Origin of the sequence: Allokutzneria sp. A3M-2-11 16, assembly GCF_024213555.1 — a bacterium.
Taxonomy (GTDB): domain Bacteria; phylum Actinomycetota; class Actinomycetes; order Mycobacteriales; family Pseudonocardiaceae; genus Allokutzneria.
Genome location: NZ_JANAVO010000001.1, coordinates 1,466,164 through 1,484,745, shown reverse-complemented (window position 1 = coordinate 1,484,745; position 18,582 = coordinate 1,466,164). Strand labels below are relative to the sequence as shown.

Annotated in this window: 16 protein-coding genes; 8 read left to right on the top strand and 8 right to left on the bottom strand. The window is 69.5% G+C overall.

Annotation, left to right across the window (positions count from 1 at the left end):
• Positions 1-75 precede the first annotated feature (75 nt).
• Both NLX83_RS07465 and NLX83_RS07460 read left to right on the top strand, forming a co-directional pair.
• On the top strand, positions 76-744 hold the full coding sequence (locus NLX83_RS07465) for a GntR family transcriptional regulator (RefSeq protein WP_254234098.1): 669 nt from the start codon (positions 76-78) through the stop codon (positions 742-744).
• 122 nt (positions 745-866) lie between these two features.
• The gene (locus NLX83_RS07460) at positions 867-1,343 is read left to right on the top strand and encodes a hypothetical protein (protein WP_254234097.1); all 477 of its coding nucleotides are present in this window, start codon (positions 867-869) and stop codon (positions 1,341-1,343) included.
• A gap of 357 nt (positions 1,344-1,700) precedes the next feature.
• Here the strand turns inward: NLX83_RS07460 and NLX83_RS07455 are convergent, their stop codons facing one another.
• From NLX83_RS07455 to NLX83_RS41785, 3 genes are all read right to left on the bottom strand, one after another.
• Complete coding sequence (locus NLX83_RS07455; protein WP_254234096.1) at positions 1,701-2,453, bottom strand: EI24 domain-containing protein; 753 nt, start codon at positions 2,451-2,453, stop codon at positions 1,701-1,703.
• Positions 2,454-2,493: 40 nt separating this feature from the next.
• Entirely contained in the window at positions 2,494-4,740 is a 2,247-nt protein-coding gene (locus NLX83_RS07450; protein WP_254234095.1) for an alpha-N-acetylglucosaminidase, read from the bottom strand.
• 85 nt (positions 4,741-4,825) lie between these two features.
• The gene (locus NLX83_RS41785) at positions 4,826-5,512 is read right to left on the bottom strand and encodes a mechanosensitive ion channel family protein (RefSeq protein ID WP_254234094.1); all 687 of its coding nucleotides are present in this window, start codon (positions 5,510-5,512) and stop codon (positions 4,826-4,828) included.
• A 25-nt stretch (positions 5,513-5,537) separates the two neighbouring features.
• Here NLX83_RS41785 and NLX83_RS07440 point away from each other — a divergent pair, with 25 nt between their 5' ends.
• Positions 5,538-8,255, top strand: a complete 2,718-nt coding sequence (locus NLX83_RS07440; RefSeq protein WP_254234093.1) for a TIM-barrel domain-containing protein — start codon at positions 5,538-5,540, stop codon at positions 8,253-8,255.
• On the opposite strand, the gene NLX83_RS07435 is transcribed toward NLX83_RS07440, so the two are convergent.
• Positions 8,252-8,722, bottom strand: a complete 471-nt coding sequence (locus NLX83_RS07435) for a DUF4383 domain-containing protein (protein WP_254234092.1) — start codon at positions 8,720-8,722, stop codon at positions 8,252-8,254. The genes NLX83_RS07440 and NLX83_RS07435 overlap by 4 nt on opposite strands.
• 75 nt (positions 8,723-8,797) lie before the next feature.
• On the opposite strand from NLX83_RS07435, the gene NLX83_RS07430 reads away from it, so the two are divergent.
• A complete protein-coding gene (locus NLX83_RS07430; RefSeq protein WP_254234091.1) occupies positions 8,798-9,247 on the top strand; it encodes an SRPBCC family protein in 450 nt (149 codons plus the stop codon).
• Here the strand turns inward: NLX83_RS07430 and NLX83_RS07425 are convergent.
• From NLX83_RS07425 to NLX83_RS07410, 4 genes are all read right to left on the bottom strand, one after another.
• Positions 9,219-11,885, bottom strand: coding sequence for a hypothetical protein (locus tag NLX83_RS07425; RefSeq protein ID WP_254234090.1), 2,667 nt, complete (start codon positions 11,883-11,885; stop codon positions 9,219-9,221). The genes NLX83_RS07430 and NLX83_RS07425 overlap by 29 nt on opposite strands.
• Before the next feature lie 12 nt (positions 11,886-11,897).
• Positions 11,898-12,305, bottom strand: a complete 408-nt coding sequence (locus NLX83_RS07420) for a hypothetical protein (protein ID WP_254234089.1) — start codon at positions 12,303-12,305, stop codon at positions 11,898-11,900.
• A 330-nt stretch (positions 12,306-12,635) separates the two neighbouring features.
• Positions 12,636-13,286, bottom strand: coding sequence for a response regulator (locus NLX83_RS07415; RefSeq protein ID WP_254234088.1), 651 nt, complete (start codon positions 13,284-13,286; stop codon positions 12,636-12,638).
• The gene (locus NLX83_RS07410) at positions 13,283-14,479 is read right to left on the bottom strand and encodes a sensor histidine kinase (RefSeq protein WP_254234087.1); all 1,197 of its coding nucleotides are present in this window, start codon (positions 14,477-14,479) and stop codon (positions 13,283-13,285) included. Before NLX83_RS07410 ends, NLX83_RS07415 begins: the two co-directional genes overlap by 4 nt.
• 170 nt (positions 14,480-14,649) lie before the next feature.
• Here NLX83_RS07410 and NLX83_RS07405 point away from each other — a divergent pair, with 170 nt between their 5' ends.
• The 4 genes from NLX83_RS07405 (at position 14,650) to NLX83_RS07390 (ending at position 18,579) form a co-directional block, all read left to right on the top strand.
• Entirely contained in the window at positions 14,650-15,345 is a 696-nt protein-coding gene (locus NLX83_RS07405) for an ABC transporter ATP-binding protein (protein WP_254234086.1), read from the top strand.
• Positions 15,342-17,600: an FtsX-like permease family protein gene (locus NLX83_RS07400; protein WP_254234085.1), complete on the top strand. Its 2,259-nt coding sequence runs from the start codon at positions 15,342-15,344 to the stop codon at positions 17,598-17,600. Before NLX83_RS07405 ends, NLX83_RS07400 begins: the two co-directional genes overlap by 4 nt.
• A 191-nt stretch (positions 17,601-17,791) precedes the next feature.
• Positions 17,792-17,986: a hypothetical protein gene (locus NLX83_RS07395; protein WP_254234084.1), complete on the top strand. Its 195-nt coding sequence runs from the start codon at positions 17,792-17,794 to the stop codon at positions 17,984-17,986.
• A 104-nt stretch (positions 17,987-18,090) separates the two neighbouring features.
• Positions 18,091-18,579, top strand: coding sequence for a hypothetical protein (locus tag NLX83_RS07390; RefSeq protein WP_254234083.1), 489 nt, complete (start codon positions 18,091-18,093; stop codon positions 18,577-18,579).
• Positions 18,580-18,582 lie beyond the last annotated feature (3 nt).

Sequence of the window (18,582 nt, the reverse complement as noted above, 5' to 3'; positions counted from 1 at the left end):
TGTCGACATTCGGACAAGAGCTGAACGTGTTCCCGCAGGCTATATGCATATTGCTCACACCGCTAGGATGGAAAAATGAAGAAGGTTGAACGTCGGGGGCTCTCCGGTGGGGCCGCGGACCGCATCCGCGACGCCATCCTCGACGGCACGTTCCTGCCCGGGACCGCGTTGCGCGAGGTCGAACTGGCCGGAACCCTCGGCGTGAGCAGGGGCGCGGTCCGCGAGGCGCTGGCGCAGCTGGAGCACGAGGGCCTGGTGCAGAGCGAGTGGCACCGCGGCACGCGCGTCACCGACGTGACACCCGAGGTGGCCGAGGAGGTCTACACCCTGCGCGCCACCATCGAACGGCTGGCCAGCACCCTGGCCGCGCAGCGGGCCACCCCTTCGGAGCTGGCCGAGCTCGACGGCGTCGTCGACCGCATGGCTTTGGCAGTGGAGTCGGGCGCCGACGCCGCCGAGCTGCTCGCACTCGACATCGAGTTCCACGACCGCGTCTACCGCGCCGCCCGGCACCGCAGACTGCGCGAGGCGTGGCTGGCGCTGCGCTCCTCGGTCCGCCTCTGCCAGCTCACCCGCATCCGCCTCGGCCGGGCGGGCTATCGCGGGCTGGTCGTCGACGAGCACCGCGAACTGGTCGAGCTGCTACGCGGAACAGCAGAAAAGCGCCTCGCCCGAGTGGCGGAGGAACACGTCCTGGGCGCAATGACCGCCCTCACCCATGACCTAACCCTCCCCGCCACCTGACCCCCGCGGTAGGGACGTCTTCAAGTACCCCCAACCCCCACCAAAACCGTCGCAAACCGCCCCCAACCCCCGTTCCACAAGCGACATAGCACCAGCGCAACTTCTGAAGTAGTATTGAACTCATGACCGAGCAGCGTGCAGTCGAAGCCCCGTGGTCCGATCTGTTGCGCGCGCCCGCGACCACGATCGAACTGCTCAAGAACTCGGCCCAGCACCGGGTGTTACTGCGCAGAAGGGATGACGAGGACGTGGTCCTGACCACGGTCGCGCGCTCGGAGCAGGAGGTCGAGGTCGTCTCGGCGACGACGAAGATGTTCATGGCCCTCATGCGCCGCGGCGACGTGTGCACGCTGGTCACCGAGATCATCCCGGAGGCATTCCCCTGGGTGCGCTTCCTCGAAGCCGAGCACGTCCGCGCGTTCGTCGTGGAGTTGGTGGAGACACTGAACGCGGTGGCCGAACTCGACAACCCTCAGCCGGTCGCGACGGTCATCGCGGCGTGGCGGAACACCGCGGCGATCCACGCTGACCCCGAGCTGGCTCAGCGCCTCCGTGAGGAAGGCCGCGACTTCGGACCCGTCCCGGAACCTCTGGCATGACAGGAAAGCGCAGGCACCGGGTGGCACCACCACCCGGTGCGGATCAGTGGGACGTGCGCTTCAGCAGCAATGATGCGGGCAAGGGCTGGGAAGAGCTGTGTCGGCAGGCGCCGGGCAACACGCGCTGGGCATGGGAGCAGATGAGCACCAATCCCGCGCCACAGCAGCAAACCACCAGGCAGCATCGACTACGGGCCGGATTTCGCTGAGGGGACCTTCGACGGGAGGCCCCTGGCCCGCTGGCAGATCGAGGTCACGGCAGGCGGACGGATCTGGTACCTGGTCGACGTGGATCGGCGAACCGTGTGGGTGGAGTTCGCCAGTACCAAACACCCGAAAGCCACCGAGTAGCCGCGCCTAGCGCGGGCTGGAGGGCAGGCCCAGGGTCTCGCGGGCCACGAGGACCCCGCCGACGAACGCCACGGGCATGACGATGATGCCCGCCAACGGGATCATGCACAGCAGCGTGGTCGGCAGCCCGAGCCCGAAGGCCAGCATCCTGCGCTTGCGCATCAGTCCCCGCCGCTCCTGCAAACCCATGCCGCGCCGGTAGAACGGCACGCCGATCAGTTCGAGCGCCAGGAACCACGACGCCACCAACGCCAGCAGCACGGGGACGACGAACTGCCCGAACACCGGGATGAAACCGGCGAAGAACAGCGGGATCGTGAACAGCAGCGACCGCAGGAGCAGCCGGAACGTGTCCGCGATCCCCATGCCCAGCAACGTGAAGAAGCCGAGGTCGACGGCGTCGGGAACACCGCCTAGGTCGTCCTCGACCTTCTCCGCGATGGTCTCGTAGAACGGGCCGCCGATCGCCAGCGTGAGCCCGGAGAACAGGAACACGCCGATCATCAGGCCCGTCGCGAACAGCACGACGGAGGCCGCGATCCGCAGGACGTTCCGCGCTCCCTCCGACCACGTGTCGGCGAACGGCGTGACCACCGGAGCCAGCTCGTCCAGCGAGTAGAACAGCGTGACGAGGCCGCCGATCAGCAGCGCCATCGTCAGGATCGCCGGCAGCGCGCCGATCAGCAGCAGCCTCGGTTTGCCGAGAAGAATGCCCAGTCCTTGACCGAACATCCGAATTCCCTTGAAGAAATCGCGCACCCGGCAAATCTGTCACAACCGGACACGCGTGTGTCGGAAGTTAGTCTTTTTCACCCGCCAACTCCGCCGCGATCCCGGCGGCGATCGTGTAGGTGTCGCCGAGCGGCTTGGTCGGGTGCGCCTCCGCCCGCCTCGCCCAGTTGTCGGCGCGCGAGCACCAGTCGTTGAACACCGGCGGGACGCCGAGGTCCACCGTCTTCGCCAGCTCCGTGAACCACCGCTGCCACCGCGCCTTGTAGTACTGGCCCACCAGGCCGTGCCAGTCGCGGTTGGCGTACTCGTGGAACACGCCGCAGCCCTTGATCGTCCAGATCGTGAGGATGGATCTGGCGTTCCACACCAGGATCTCCTCTTCGAGCGGCGTGCTGGCCCACAACTTCGCGCGCTGCTCCCACGGCCCGAGCATCCACTGCTCGTGCGTGCCGAGCACCCGATCGGTCAGGTCGGCGTAGTGCAGGAAGCGCGCGCCCAGCCGTTCCACTTCGAGCCGGTTCTTCGCCTGGTAGGCCGTGCGGACGCGGTCGAGCACGCGGCGCGCGCGGTTGGCCAGTACTTGACGGGTGACGTCAACCAGGTCGTAGCGGTAGGTCTTCAGCTGCCGCAGCATCGGGTGCACGCGCAGCAACGCGGCGAGCGCGGGCTCGAACTGCTCCGGCGGATACCGCCACGTCTTGGGTGCGAAGGACGACGCCGACGTCACCGTCAAGGCGGGCTCGGCGGCGAAGGGCGTCTCGTGCGGGCCCTCACCGCTGTTGTGCCCGGTCGACTTGTACGAGTACGCCGTGTTCAGCAGCACCCGCCACGCCGTCAGCGCGTTCTGGTCGGCGGTCCCGTAGCGGCGCCGCACGTAGTCGGCGATCCAGCCGTCCAGCTCGACCGGCTCGTCCCGCCACGTCATCTCCGCGAGCAGGTCGCCGACCACGGGGTTGTGGTAGGTCCCCTCCAGCACCATCGCGGTGCCGGTGAGCCGTCCCCGGTCCGGCGCCTTGCGCACCGCGGGCAGGGTGCGCCCGGGCTCGATGAGGTTGCCGAACATGCCGAGCCTGCCGCCGAAGTTCTGGATCGTGCCCCAAGCCCATGGCGCGCCCCAGAAAGCGTTCGTCTTGTTCCACAGTGGACCGTCGTCGGAGTCCAGGTCGAGCACGATCACCCGGTTCTTGTCGATCGACTCGATCAGCTCCTTGCGCGGATTCCCTTGCCACGCCTGCAAAAGCCACGTCGCGTTCGGCACGGCCTTGGTGAGCGCGCCCTGCACCGCGCGCCCGGCGTCGCCGATCTTGACGTCGCCGAGCACCCCACCCTCGTGCATGAGGTCGTTGGAGTAGTGCGTGGAGGTGCCGAAGTGCTTGGCCTGCAAGCGGTAGAACTGCTCGGCGAGCTGCGGCCAGAGCGGGTCCGTCGCCGCGAGCCACCACGGCCGCGGGTGCCCGCCGTAGTCCTCCTGCGGGATCACCTTCGCGAAGGGGTTGCGCTGCGCGAAAACCCGGTCCGGCACGTGGCCGATGAACGCGGGCAGCACCGGCGTGATGCCGAGCTGCCACATGCGCTCGTTGATCCGCCTGCCGAGGTCGGCGCGCTTGCGCATCAGCTCGACGGTGACCGGGCCGCTGTACGCGGAGTCGCCGTCGTCGTAGCCGGTGATCTCGCCGTACCACTGCCACGGCTGGTGCGCGGGCTGGGCGATCCACTGGCGCACCTCGTACTCGGTGAGCCCGAAGTTCTGGAACAGCTCGTACCAGATGATCTCCTGACCGACCATGGTCAGGACGCGGTTGTAACCGCTCGCGGCGAGCAGGTCGAGCTCGCGTTCCCAGTCCTCCCAGTGCCAGTACGGCATGGTGTAACCGAACACCGTGAAGTTGTAGGCGTACCGGTCGGTCAGCGCGGTCGTCCTGGTGATGGGCCTGCTCGGCGCGGGCAACCGTCGTGGCAGGTCGAGCCGGTCGCCGTTGGTCGACAGGTGTCCACCCGCGACGTACTTGAGCCACCAGTGGAATCCCGACATCAGGGCGACCGGGCTGCTGGCGCTGAGCTCGATGGCGCCGCGTCTGCCCGCGATGTCGAATACGTCGTGAGCCCCGTTCGGCGGCTCCATGGGTCGCAGGTCGAACTGTTGCGCCCATCCGGTATTTCCGCCCAGCAAACGGGTGATCGCCGTTCTGAGCGCTGCCGTGTCGAATGTGCGTGGCGGACGCGGGGATTCCGCTGACGCCAAACCGGGTGTGGCCGCTACCAGTGCTCCGGCCAGCGCGGTCTGCAGGAAGCCGCGGCGGTGGAAACGGGTCATGTGATCAGCCCCCGAATGCCGGTTTTCCCACTAACTTTCCGGGTTTCCCCGCCCGCTGGCCAGAGGCGTCATGCGAATGCAGGAGTCACACCGACGCTGAGGAGGGAAGATTGACCGTCAGACCGGAGGCCAGCACGCCCGAGTTCGGCAGCAGCAGCGTGCCGTCCTCGGTGGACAGCGTGACGTAGGTCAGCCCGAGCGCGATGACCCGCCCGGTGAACGGCCCGTTCAGCGCGCCGGAGCGGACCTCGATGGTGTCGCCGACCTTGAACGGCCGCACGAAGAGCACGACCAGCCCGGCGAAAACGTTTGCGAGCGTCTGCTGCGCGGCGATGCCCACCACCACGCCGGTGATCGCGCCGCCGAGCAGCAACTGCTGCACCGGCACCGCCATCAGGCCCAACGCGGTCAGCGCGACCAGCACGTACCCGACCACCGTCACCGCGATCTTGACGATGGAACCGGCGACCTGCATGCCCCGCTGGTCGAACCGGCGGTCGATGTCGGCGGCCAGCAACCGGGTCAGCGCGACCCCGCCGACGAGGAACAGCACGGTGCCCGCGACGAGCAGGATCTTGGCGAGGGCGCGGTCGTCGGGGTCGAGCAGCCAACTCGGTGCTCCGGTCAGCGCGAGACCGCCGACCGCGGTGACCACGGCGATGCCCAGCGGGAGAACTCTCATGCCCGACCGGGTACCCAGCCCGCCCCGCCCGGCTAACAGCCCATCGGCGGACAGCGGTGCGGTGGTGATCAGGATTACTCTGGGGCGCACGAGCGGAATATGTGGGGAGCCGGCGATGATGTTGCGCAGAACCCCTTTGGCCTTCGCGATGGTGACGGCGGTCCTGATCGGTTCGACCGCCCCGGTACTGGCCCAGTCCAGCGGTTCCTCTGTGGTCAGCGGATCGGCTCGCTTCGAGGTGCTGTCCCCGACGTTGATCCGGATGGAATACGCGGGGGACCGCCGTTTCGAGGAGCGCCCCACATTCAACGCGGTCAATCGGCAGCTGCCCCGCGTGTCCTTCAGCAAGACCACGGAAAACGGCCTGCTCATCATTAAGACCGGCAAGCTGACGCTGCAGTACCGGCTCAACTCCGGTCCGTTCAGCCAGGACAACCTGCGTGTGGACCTGATGGCCGGGCCGATGGCGGTGACCGCGCGTCCGGCCTGGGAGCTGGTCGGCTCGTGCGACTACAACAAGCTCTGCGAGGCCGAGACCCAGCGCAACGTCAACGGCGCGATCATCGCCGACGAGCACCCCGGCTTCACCGGCCGCGGCTACGTCGCTGGACTGACCCGGCGCAACTCGACCATCGGCTGGACGGCGAAGAAAGTCCCTGCTGGAAAGCATTCCGTTCAGGTCCGCTACGCCAACGCGGTGCCGAGCGGTGAGCCGCAGACGATGACCGTGACAGCGGGCGACGTCACCGTCCCGATCGTGCTCGCGCCCACCGGCGGCTGGGACAAGCGCGCGGTCGCACGAGTCGCCGTCGACCTTCCCGCCGGTGCACCGGTGATGTCGGTGAAGTGCACCGAAGTCGGCCGTTGCGGAGTGGACATCGACAGCGTCGCACTGACCCCGGTGGACGCCGACTACCCGGTGCCCGCCGATCCCGCGCACACGGCCGCGAACCTCGGCGGCTGGCGGCGCAGCCTCGACGAGGCGGACGGCCCCCGCGCGCTCTACGAAGGCATGATCAGCCGCGACGGCTGGTACCTGCTCAACGACACCGAGACCGGCATCATGCAGCCGAACGGCTCGGTTGTCGCGCGCCCCAAGCGAACCACCGACTACCAGGACGGCTACTTCTTCGGCTACGGCCACGACTACCGGCAGGGCCTGCGCGATCTGCGTGATCTCACCGGGCCGTCGATGTTGTTGCCCCGCTGGACTTTCGGCAACTGGTACTCGCGGTACTACGCGCACTCGGACGCCGACTACCGCGATCAGATCCTGCCCGCCTTCCGCGCCAACAAGGTCCCGCTCGACGCGCTCGTGGTCGACACCGACTTCAAGGCGCCGAACAAGTGGAACGGGTGGGACTGGGACCCGAAGTACTTCCCGGACCCCAAGGGTTTCTTCGACTGGGCGCACCGCGAGGGCCTCAAGGTGTCGCTGAACATCCACCCGAGCATCGCGACCGCCGATCCGCGCTACGCCGAGGTCCGCGCCGAGCTGGGCCGCGACCTCCGCGTCGGGCTCTGCAACCTGCCGGAGGAGTGCCGGGTCTTCGACCTCAGCAATCCCGCCGAGTCCGCCGCGTACTTCAACCTGCACCGCAAGTTCGAGGAGCAGGGCGTCGACGTGTGGTGGCCGGACAGCTGCTGCGACGGCAGTTTCGCGCGCGGCGAAGGCATTTCCCCGGACAGCGTGCTGAACGCGCAGTACGCCATGCGCGCGGACAGCCAGGGCAAACGCGGCTTCTCTTGGAACCGCAGCGGAAGCGGCTTCGGCGGCTACGCGCTCACCCCGGCCTTCCCGGCGGGCCCCTGGGCGGAGCATCGGTACACGGTGGACACTTCGATGGACACGACGTCCACGTGGGAGCTGCTGTCCTTCGCCTCCTACTACACGATCCGGCGCGGCAACATCGGCATGCCGTACGAGTCGCACGACATTGGCGCCCACAACTACTTCGAGAACGGCAACAAGCTCCCGGAGGACATGTACGCCAGGTGGGTGCAGTTCGGCACCTTCCAACCGTTGCTGCGCCTGCATTCCAACCACGGCGTGCGCCTCCCGTGGGACTACGCCGACCAGGCTCGCGCCTCCGCGACGAAGTTCCTCCAGCTCCGGGAAGCCCTTGTCCCGTATACGTATTCGCTCGCGCGCCAGGCTCATGACACCGGTTTGCCGATGACGCGGGGCATGTACCTCAACTATCCGGAGCACGAGGACGCGTACCGCTTCGACCGCCAGTACCTCTACGGGGACGACGTGCTGGTCGCGCCGGTGACGTCGCCCGGAACGACCGATGTGAAGACGAAGGTCTGGTTCCCGCCGGGCACCTGGACCGACTACTTCACGGGCAAGCGCTACAGCGGTCCTTCCGTGCAGGAGGTCACCACCGACCTGTCCACGATGCCGGTTTTCCTGCGGGGCGGCGGAATCCTGCCCACGCGAACGGACTACGTCGACCACTCAGGACAGCGGCCGTTGGACCAGGTGACCCTCGACGTCGCGACGGGCGGCGTCGGCTCGTTCTCGCTCTACGAGGACGCCGGAGACGGAAACGCCTACCGCAACGGGGAATTCGGCCGAACCGAGATCCGCTACACCGAGCGCGCGGGCTCCGGAACGCTCACCATCATGCCCCGCGCAGGCACATTCCCAGGCGCGGTTCCCGAGCGGACGTGGACCGTGAACTTCCGCAATGTCGCGGCACCTCCCCAAACCGTCTCCGTCGCAGGTACCTCCACCCCCTTCACCTACGACGCCACCACCCGAACCCTCACCGTCAAACTCACAGCATCGGCCGGAACCCCATCCACCCTCATCACAACCCCGCGCTAGTGGGTGCCGGGGCGGGGCGGATCGGTCCAGCCCTCCCTGGTACCGATCTTGGCGGCGCCGAGCGCGACCAGCAGTCCGATCGCGGCGCTGACCAGGTGCAGCCCGTTGTCCGCCCAGTTGATGTTCATGAAGTCGATCTCCGGGATGGACGCCGCGAACAGGCCGAACACGAACACCGCGCCGTAGCCGATCACCAGCGCCCAGCCGAACACCGCCGTGGCCCGCAGCCCGGTCGACGCGGCCATGCCCGCCAGGCCGATCACGAAGTGCACGAGGTTGTGCAGCGGGTTCACGCTGAAGCCCAGCAGGTGCACGTTGTGGTCGTGCAGGAAGAAGTTGCCGAACCCGGTCACGGTGAACCCGACGAGGCCGACAAGGAAGAACGCCGCACCGACGACCAGCGCCGTGACCTGCGGCCATGGATAACGCGAGCTGTGCGGCACGTCCGCCGCCGGTGTACTGGCCATACCCGCGGGGGTACCCGGTGTTCGCCCCGCGCACGCTTCTCGACAACGCGGGGGAATGCGAGGATCGTTCGGAGAATGGAACGCAGCGTTGACATCGGCGCATTGCCCGAGGTCGTGTATGCCCTGGTCAGCGACGTGGCACGACAGAGCCGCTTCGTGGTGGAGTCGACGGACGCGCGGTGGCTGACCACGGCGCGCGGCGTCGGCGCGCGGTTCCGGGCGGGCAACCGCAACGGGCTCTTCCGATGGTGGACCACCGCCGAGGTCACCCATGCCGAACCGGGCCGCTGCTTCGCCTACCGGGTCCGGAGTTTCGGTGCGCCCGTCGCGGAATGGCGCTATGACATCGAAGTCAGCGACCTGGGCTGCCGCGTCACCGAGAGCACCCGCGACCTGCGGAACCGCTTCTTCCGCACGGTCGTCGCTCCGGTCGGCACCGGTGTCGTGGACCGGGACAGCCGCAACGAGGTCAACATCGAGAAGACCCTGGCGCGGCTCAAGGCGCTGGCAGAGGCGCCATCCTGATCGTCGGTGAGACGAACGGGATGTAGGCCAGCCCCAACGGGTTCCCGTTCGCCAGCAGGGCCACCCGAGCCCTCGTCACCGCTGCGCCGATCGGCTCGCCGTGCACCAGGAAGCCGCGCAGGACCTCCTCGGCGAACTGGTGGGCCATCTGCTCGAAGACCGTGACCTCGGTGCCGATCACCCCGCACGCGAGGGCTTCCTCGACGAAGAAGCTCACGAAGTCGATCGCCCGTTCCGGCTCCAGATCCGTTGTCCGGCAACCGTTCAGGACCACCAGTGGTCGGCTCGAGGACCACCGGACCCGCCGATCGTGCAGGTTGTCCGGGGTGATGGCGGGCCCGCCTCGCTTGCCCACCTGGAGGAACGGCACTTCGCCGCTCACGCCGCCGTGGCAGTAGAAGTAGACGATCTGCGGGTCGCCCTGGAGCCCCGCGAGCGTGCTTTCCCGATCCTCGCCGAGCCGGTAGTCCTTCCACGGCAACAGGTTCCGCAGTGCGTCGCGGTGCGCGGCCGTCGAAGCGAAGTCCTGGTAGACCCCGCCGACGAGCCGGACACCGCCGTCGTGGGGGAGCAACGGGGGCACCGCGGGCGCCGCCCCCAGGGACACGGGCAGCCCGAGCGCGTGCCGGAATCCCCAGAAGCCGCCGGGGCACACGACGGTCGGGCTCGGGCTCAGCGCCTGCCCGCACTGGCGCCGCAGGCACGGGCTCAGCGGGATCTCGTTCCGGCTCGCCCAGGTCAGGAAGTCCTGGCACAGCACCAGGTCCGGCGCGTTGCTGTCCAGTGGCAGATCGTAGACCATCGCGGCGGGGATGACGTGCTGAGCGCCTTCCTTCAACGCGATCTGGACGAAGCCCGGTGCGCCGAGCGCGGCACCGACCCGGTCGGCCATGCTGTACGCGCTCTCGTTCACCGAGCGGCCGAGTGCCCGCACCAACACGTGGTGGAGCCGATAACCGTTGACCGCCAACGTGATCAGGTCGTTGGTGACCTGCTCGACGGTCGGCGACGAACCGTAGCGGTAGTCGAACTCCTCGCGCCAGGGCTCTTCGCTGCCCCACGCGACCCGGCTCAGCGCGCCCCTGGCCATCCTGATCGCGCTGGTGAGCTGGTGGCTGGTGATGGACGCCTCGGCGCGCAGCACGTCCGCGCCTTCCTTGGCGAGCACGCGCAACGCGTGCGTGCCCCTGCCGTCGTCGTTGAGCAGAAGGCTGGCGCTGTACTGGTACGGGGACGGCCACCGCAGCACATCGTGCGGGTCGGCTATCCGGAAGTCCACAGTGGACTTAAGCTCTCCCGGCGTCGCGGTGATCAGCCGCGACTGGATCAGCTCCTGCTGCCAGTAGATGTTGCACCGCAGGCGAAGGGGTGTCTGCTCGTGCGGAGTGCGGACGGGGAAGAACAGTCGAGACGTATGCTCCACAATGGACGGTTGGCGCAGCACGCGTGGGGAGCCGTCCCGGTTCATCTGCAGCACACCCGTGGCCGCCCGCGGATCGAGGTCGAACTCCCCGGGAAACCCGTACAGCACAACGGTCAACTGCGCGTCGGCGGGCAGCGACTGCGGCAACGACATCGGCGCGGCCTCGATGGATGCTCCAACCAGCGGCCCGACATCGAGCCAGAACCAGTAACCCCAGCCTGGCCGCAGCGCGTAGTTCTGCGGCAACGGCAGCAGCGGAGCGGCCGCGTCGGCGAACCCGGTGTTCACGACGTTCGGGGGCCTCGGCCGGGCGAAGCCGCCGGTGGCTCCACCGCCCCTGCCGTCGACCCGGCGGGCGGGAGCCTTGTGCTTAGGCGGGGGCTGCTGTTGCTGAGCAGGCGGCGCGAAGAGGGGCGGCAGTGGAATCTCCAACCGCGCCAAGACATTGGCGTGCGCGAGCTGGATCGGCTCCCCGCCCTCACCCAGCCGCACGAGCGTCACCCGCGCAGCCAGGAACTCCCGCACCATCGGCGGCGGGACCTCGACGCACAGGTGGTACTCGCGGGACTCCGCGCCCCACGTGCCGGTGTTGTACCCGAGCGGGCCCGCATCGTCGGCGAGATCGGCCTGCTGAGGGGAGATCTGCCGGAGGAAGCGCAAGCGCGTGTTCGGCGGCAGTGACAGGTTCAGGTGGATGCCGTCCTCGACGCCTTCGGTGGCGCTGTCGGGGCCGACGTAGTTGCACACGAAGCGATCCACGTACGGTGCCGCCGCGGCGGCGAACTCCTGCCTGGTCCCCGCCGTGATCAGCATCGCGCGCGGGTGCGGCCCCTCGTGCTCCGCCAACAGCACGGCGGCCCGCCCCAACCAGGACGCGAACTCCGCGTCGCCCTCCGGTCCCAGTTCGCCGACCGCCGCCTTCGCCGCCGCCCGCGTCCGCTGGTCCGCCACCACGAGGCGCGCACCGTCCGGCTCCGTCGTGGAGCCCGCGACCACCGCGAACTCCAACCCGTCCGCGACCGCGTCGATCGCGCTCAGCACGTGCGCCTTCACCGCGCCGAACTCGGCCCGGTTCGACCGATCGAAGACGATCACCTCCGCGGTCCTCGGCAGCGGGTGCGCCGAGACCGTCAGGATCGCGTTGACCTCGCGGTCCGCCGCCTTGAGCGGTTTCGGTCCGCGGACGGCGATGTCGAAGCTGAGCCGATCGAGCATGATCCGCCTCCGTCAGCGGCGCGGTCCTCCGCGCTCGGGGTCACCGCGCTCGGGTTCGCCCATCGCCCCGCGGTCCGGCCCGTCCGGCAACCGCTCGCCCGGCGCCACGTCGCGGCGCCTGCCGTCGATGAGGTAGTCGATGGTGAAGTTCTCCGAGCGCCACACCAGCAGCAGGATCACCACCAGGTACCCGAAGAACCCCGCGAACAGCCCGAGCCCGTACGCGCCGAACAGGTCCGTGCCCGCCGGGAACAGGGCGAGCACCGCCCCGCCGCCGATCGCGCCGATCAGGCTGACCAGGTCGGCGAACCGCACGTCGGCGGACCGGTGCCGGTTGAGGTAGTAGACGAACCATCCGACGAGGAACCCGAACGCCCCGGCACCGAGCAGCTGGATCGTCGTGGCCGGTTCCATCGCCATCCCTCCACACGCGAACAAGGGTCCCCCTCCAGTCGGGGACCCCCTAAACACCCACTTTCCCACGTGCGGCCGCACAACGACCCCAAAAACCCCAGCCTGGGCGGAGTTCCTCTCATCCCCACCGCCACGTATGCCCTGAATGAGTCATTGAGGTACTTGAGCGCCCTCAATGACTCATTCAGGGCCTCCCAACGCACCAAACGCGACATTCACGGCCACCCCGACCCCGCCTCCGCGCGCGCCACGAACGCCCTGAACGACCCGTTGAGGGAACCCAACGCCCCGAACGACTCGTTCAGGGAATCCAACGCCCCAAACGCGACATTGGCGTCAGGACATCAGCCCGGACCGCCACGCCCACGACGCGATCTCCACGCGGTTGCGCGCACCCAACTTCGACTGCACAGACGCCAGGTGCGTCTTCACCGTGGACAACGACAGGAACAGCTCCGCGCCGATCTCGGTGTTGGTCAGCCCCCGCGCCACCGCGCGCACCACGTCCAGCTCGCGCTCCGTCAACGCCTCGTGCGGCTTGTCGGCCACGCTCACCGAAGGCTTGTTGAAGTGCTCCAGCATCCGCACGGTGATCTGCGGCGAGATCAACGCATCCCCGCGCTCAGCCGCCCGGACGGCCTCCACGAGCAGCGCGGGCCCCGCGTCCTTCAACAGGAATCCGCTCGCGCCGTTGGCCAGCGCGGTGTGCACGTACTCGTCCAGGTCGAACGTGGTCACCACGACCACCTTGATCGGGTCGGCGACACCGGGGCCGCACAGCTGCCGCGTGACTTCCAGGCCGTCGAGGCCGGGCATGCGGATGTCCATCAGACAGACGTCCGGCCGCAACTCGCGAGCCCTGCTCACCGCGGAGATGCCGTCCCGGACGTCGGCGACGACCTCCATGTCGTCCTCGTTCTCCAGGATCATCCGGAAGCCGATCCGCACCATGTCCTGGTCGTCGGCGATGAGCACCCGGATCGTCATTGCTTGGCCTCCCCAACGGGCAGCTCGGCGAAGACCTCCCAACCGCCCTTCCAACCCCGGCCGGCCGAGAAGCGGCCGCCGAGCAGCTCGACGCGTTCCCGCATTCCGACCAGACCGTAGCCGCCGGAGCCGCCGATCGGGTCGTGGGCCGAGCCCTGCCCGTCGTCGGCGACGACCACCCGGGTCCGGCCCGGCTCACTGGTCACATCGATCTTGATCACCGTGGCGTTCAGCGCGTGCTTGTGCGCGTTGGTCAGGGCTTCCTGCACCAGCCGCAGCACGGAGCGCGCCACCTCGGCGGGCACCTCCGCGCGCAGGTCGATGCGCAGCTCGATGGGCGGGCCGATCTCCCGGGCGTCCTCGACCACCTTGCGCACGTCGGCGGCGAGGTCCGCGGTCGCCGACTCCGCCGCGTCCACGCCGATCCGGGCGTCGGAGTCGCGCAGCGTGCCGACCAGCCGCCGCATCGCGGTGAGCGCATCGCTGCCGCTGCGCGCGATGCTGGGCAGAATCCGTTGCGCCGCTTGGGGGTCCTTGTCCGCGACGATCATCGCGGCCTGCGCCTGCACGACGATCCCGGTGACGTGGTGGGCGACCACGTCGTGCAGTTCGCGGGCCAGCGCGATGCGCTCCTGCTGCTGCGCCGAGGTCACCTGGTGGGTGACCGTGCGCTGCCGATCCCTGTCCCTGGCGCGGAAGTACAGCCCCGTGCCCACGGCGAGCGCGAAGAGCATGAAGGTGGGGAAGGCCTCGTCGAAGTTCGCGAGCCGCCAGTCCCCCATGACGTTGCGGGGTCTGGTGAGGCTGGCGACGAGCCCGGACAGCCAGATCGCCATCACGGCCGACGTGGACCAGCGAGCCGGCGCGAAGCGGATCACCATCGCGATCAGCACCATCAGCGACGCGGTCTCCGACGGGGAGACCGGGCTGAACACGGAGTAGGTGTCGGTGCCGAGGAGGTGGTAGCCCAGGGACGTCCCGACGATCATGGCCGCGCCGATGAACGCGGCGTCGACCGGCCTGCGCGGTGAGATCACGGCGATCGCGGCCAGCAGCATCGCCGGCGGGAGCGCGATCAGATTCCGGGTGGGCCCGGTGGAGATCAGCTCCGCGAACAGGAGCACGCCGAGCGCGACCGCGACGGGCCACTGCCTGCGCATGAGCGCCTGCCAGCTCGCAAGGGAGTTGTCCACGAGAGAGCAGGCTACGACCACCGCCGCGCTCCGCGGGTCGGCCACGCGGCCAAGACCGGCCTCGGCCATTCGGCCGACCGATCGGGTGATGGCCCGGCCCGCTGGCCGAAGTGGCGGGGCCGCCCCGACCCGCAGTGTTGTCGCCAGTCGTTCACATCTTGGAGGAGACGGTGACAAACCACCTTGCCGATCGCCAGCCCATTCTCGTCGGGCAGGGCCTGGTCAAGCGCTACGGGCAGACCCACGCGCTGGCCGGGGTGGACATCGCCGTGAACGTCGGTGAGGTCGTCGCCATCGTCGGCCCGTCCGGCTCCGGCAAGTCCACGCTGCTGCACGTGCTGGCCGGAATCCTGCCCGCGGACGGCGGGGACGTCCTCGTCGCGGGCCGCCCCATCACCCGGCTCGGCGAGGGCGAACGCAGCAAGCTCCGCCGCAGCGCGTTCGGCTTCGTCTTCCAGACCGGCATGCTCGTCGCCGAGCTGACCGCCGAGGAGAACGTCGCCCTGCCGCTGCTGCTCGCGGGCGGCTCCAAGAAGCAGGCGATCGGCACCGCCCAGGACTGGCTGATCAAGCTGGGCCTCGGCGGGATGGAGCACCGCCGTCCCGGTGAGCTCTCCGGCGGTCAGGCCCAGCGGGTCGCGATCGCCAGGGCGCTGGCCCACCGGCCTCGGGTGATCTTCGCCGACGAGCCGACCGGCGCGTTGGACACGCGCACCGGCGAGGAGACGATCACCGCGCTGCTCCAGGCCGCGCGGGCCACCGGCGCCGCGGTCGTCATCGTCACCCACGACCCGAACGTGGCCTCCCGCGCCCAGCGCATCGTCGAGATCACCGACGGCCGGATCGCCCTGCGAGCCGCCGCGTGAACCCACTGCAACTGGCCGTTCGCGTGCTGCGGGCCGATTCCCGCAGCCGCGCGTCCGCCTTGTTCACCATGCTCGGTGTCGCCGTCGGAGTCGCGCTCGTGGTGTGGCTGGCCGCCACGCCGGGCGCGATCCAGAACCGCGCCGACCGCGAGAGCTGGCGCTCCCAGTACAGCAGCGGCTCCTCGCAGGAGAACCCGGCCGACCGGCCGCTGCTGGTCGTCACGAACTACGACGACGTCGCCGGGCAGCGCGTCCACCGCTTCGACGTCGCCGCGCTCAAGCCCGGCATCGCCGTGGCGCCCGGCATCCCCCGGGTCCCGGGTCCTGGCGAGGTCTTCCTCTCCCCGGCACTCGCCGAGCTGGCTGCGGGAAAACCCGCCGCCCAGCTCGCCGACCGGTTCCCCGGCAAGGTCGTCGGCTCGATCGGCGACGAGGCACTGAGCTTCCCGGACGAGCTCGTCGCGATCGTCGGTCACGCCCCCGACGCCATGCCCTCCGGCGCGCAGTCCCGCGCGGACCTCGCCCGCCCCGCTCGTGGCGGCGACCCGAACGAGCTCCTGCTGCTGCTCTCCCAGGTGGGGCTGGTCATCCTGGTGGTGCCGTGCCTGGTGCTGGTCGCCTCGGCGGCCCGGCTCACCGCGGCGCGCCGCGAACGCAGGCTGGCCGCGCTCCGGCTGGCCGGGGCGACACCCCAGCAGGTCGTCTGGATGACCGTCGCCGAGACCGCGGTCGCCTCGGTCGCCGGAACGGTGCTCGGCCTGGTCGTCGGCATCCCGCTCCGCTCGCTCACCGCGCAGATCCCGTGGGACGGCGGCACCTGGTTCCCCGCCGACTTCACGCCGAGCGCGCTGCTCGTGGTCGCGGTGCTGGTCCTCGCTCCGCTGCTGGTCTGCCTCGCCTCGGTGTTCGGCCTGCGCCGGGTGCTCAACCAGCCGCTCGGCGCGGCCAACCAGCACACGAAGCGGCAGCCCAGCGTCGCCCGGCTGCTGCTGATCTTCGGGGCGGGCGCGGTCTTCTTCGTCGGACTCGGCATCGCTCAGGACAAGGGCGGCACCACGGCGTTCGTGCTGGTCGGGCTCGCCGCGGTGGCGATCGCCCTGGTGCTGGTCGGTCCGCTGGTGACCTCGTGGGTCGGCAAGCTCTTCACCGCGATCTGGCGCACCCCGGCCACCCTGCTGGCCGGGCGCAGGCTGCGCGACGATCCGAAGGCCGCCTTCCGCGCGTCCTCCGGCGTGGTGGTCGCGGTGTTCGCGGGTTCCCTCGCGCTGACCATGTTCCCCGGGCTGGAGAGCCGGATCGGTTTCAACGACGGGACCTGGAAGGACGGCGTGATCATCGCCCAGACCTACGGCGCGCCCGCCAAGCAGGTCGCCTCAGTGCGCACCGACATGGCGAAGAACGGGATCACCGCGCCGGTGCTGGCGATCAGTGAGGGCAGCATCGGCGGCAAGGGCGACGGCTCCGGCCAGTCCCGGTCGGCGATGGTGCTCAGCTGCACCGACGCCGTCAAGGTCCGCCCGATCGACATCTCCGCGTGCCAGCAGGGCCCGGCGATCTACGTGCCCACCGGGACCCGGTTCGACGCGGGCGAGATCGTCCTCCGCAGCTACGGCTTCGGGAACGGCGACGCCACCGACGTCTCGCTGCCCGCTCAGGTGCCGATCCGCGAGTACCAGCCGAACGGCCGAGGCTCTTCCACGATCTTCGTCGACCCCGCGCTCGTCCCGGCGACCAAGCTGGCGGTCAACTCGGTCGCGGTGGTCACCACACCGCAGAACGAGGCGATCGCGCGCACCGCGATCCTGCGGAACGTGGTCGGCGCGTCCATCTACAGCAACGGCGCCTACGACGCGCACGGCGACACCCTGCTCGGCGACCTGCGCCGGGTGACCGTGATCGGGCTGGCGATCGCCACCATCCTCGGCGGCGTGAGCGCCGGGGTGGCCGCGGCAGGCTCGGTGGTGGACCGAAGGCGCACGTTCGGTGCGTTGATCGCCGCAGGAACGCCGACGAACGTGCTGGTCAAGGCCCTGCGCCGGGAGGCGATGCTGCCCGCGCTGGTGGCGACGGTCGGTGCGAGCGTGGCTGGTGCCTTCATCGGCGCCGGGCTGCTGACGCTGGCCAAGGGAGACCTGATCCTGAGTCCGTGGCTGGTGACCCCGGCGGTGCTGGGCCTGGTCGTGGCCCTGCTCGCCGCGGCCGCCTGCGGGCCGGTCCTGCGCAAGGTGACCGCCCGCGCGTACGCCGAGGAGTAGCCCGGCGTGCGTCTCCCTGACGGGGGGTTCGGGCCGACATCGGGGGTCGGCCCGAGCCCCTCGTCAGGGTTTTTCCCCCTCGGCCGGATGGCGAGCGCCAACTGGCCGCACAGCCGATCCGCTGACCCCTGCCGACCGGCGACTCTTGTGGTGTCAGACGCAGAGGGGACAAGAGAGCCGAGGAGCAGGAGATGGTCACCGTGATCTGGATCGGAATCGCAGCGGGCCTGGTCGTTCTCGTACTGATGGCGGTGTCGGACCAGCTCAACGACCACGCCCAGCCCGCGGAGCCCGCCCCCGCGACCGAGCTGCCCCGGCGCGTGACCGACCTCCCCGCCACCCCGGTCGCGCACGCCCGCGCGACGCACCTGCCCACCGCGGCCTGAGCACCGAACATCGCCAATCGCTGTCCAAGCGGTGCCGCGCCTGAATATCCTTCGAACCTCCTGGCGCGGTCCCCGCTCCAGGCCCAACGAAGCGGGACTCACGGATGGCCTCGACCGAAGACCACTTACCGTCGTTATCCGACGTGGACCTCCCCGCGGCCGGTGGCCGCAAGCGGATGAGCAGGCGCACCAAGACGGTGCTCAACATCGTTGCCGGCGCGGTCCTGCTGGTCGTGGTCGCGGTGGTGATCGGCGGCTGCTGGCTGTTCCGCGAGTCGGAGAACATGGCGATCACCAAGGCCACCTACGAGGCCGTCGTGGTCGGCCAGCCGGAACCCGCGGCCAAGAAGCTGCTGCCCTACGGCCAGTCCAAGATCGCCGCGAAGCTCGCCCGCAAGGCCGGCCTGACGGTCAAGCAGGACCGCGCCGCCTGCAGGCACTACCTCTCCCGCGACGACCACGCCACGCATCCCGGCCACCTGCTGGTCTACCGGGTCTGCTTCGCGGCCCAGGTCGTCGCGGCCAAGTCCCGGCTGGAGGTCGGCAACCTGGCCCCGCGCGGCCCGCGTTCGACCGACCGACCCGAGCACTGAGCC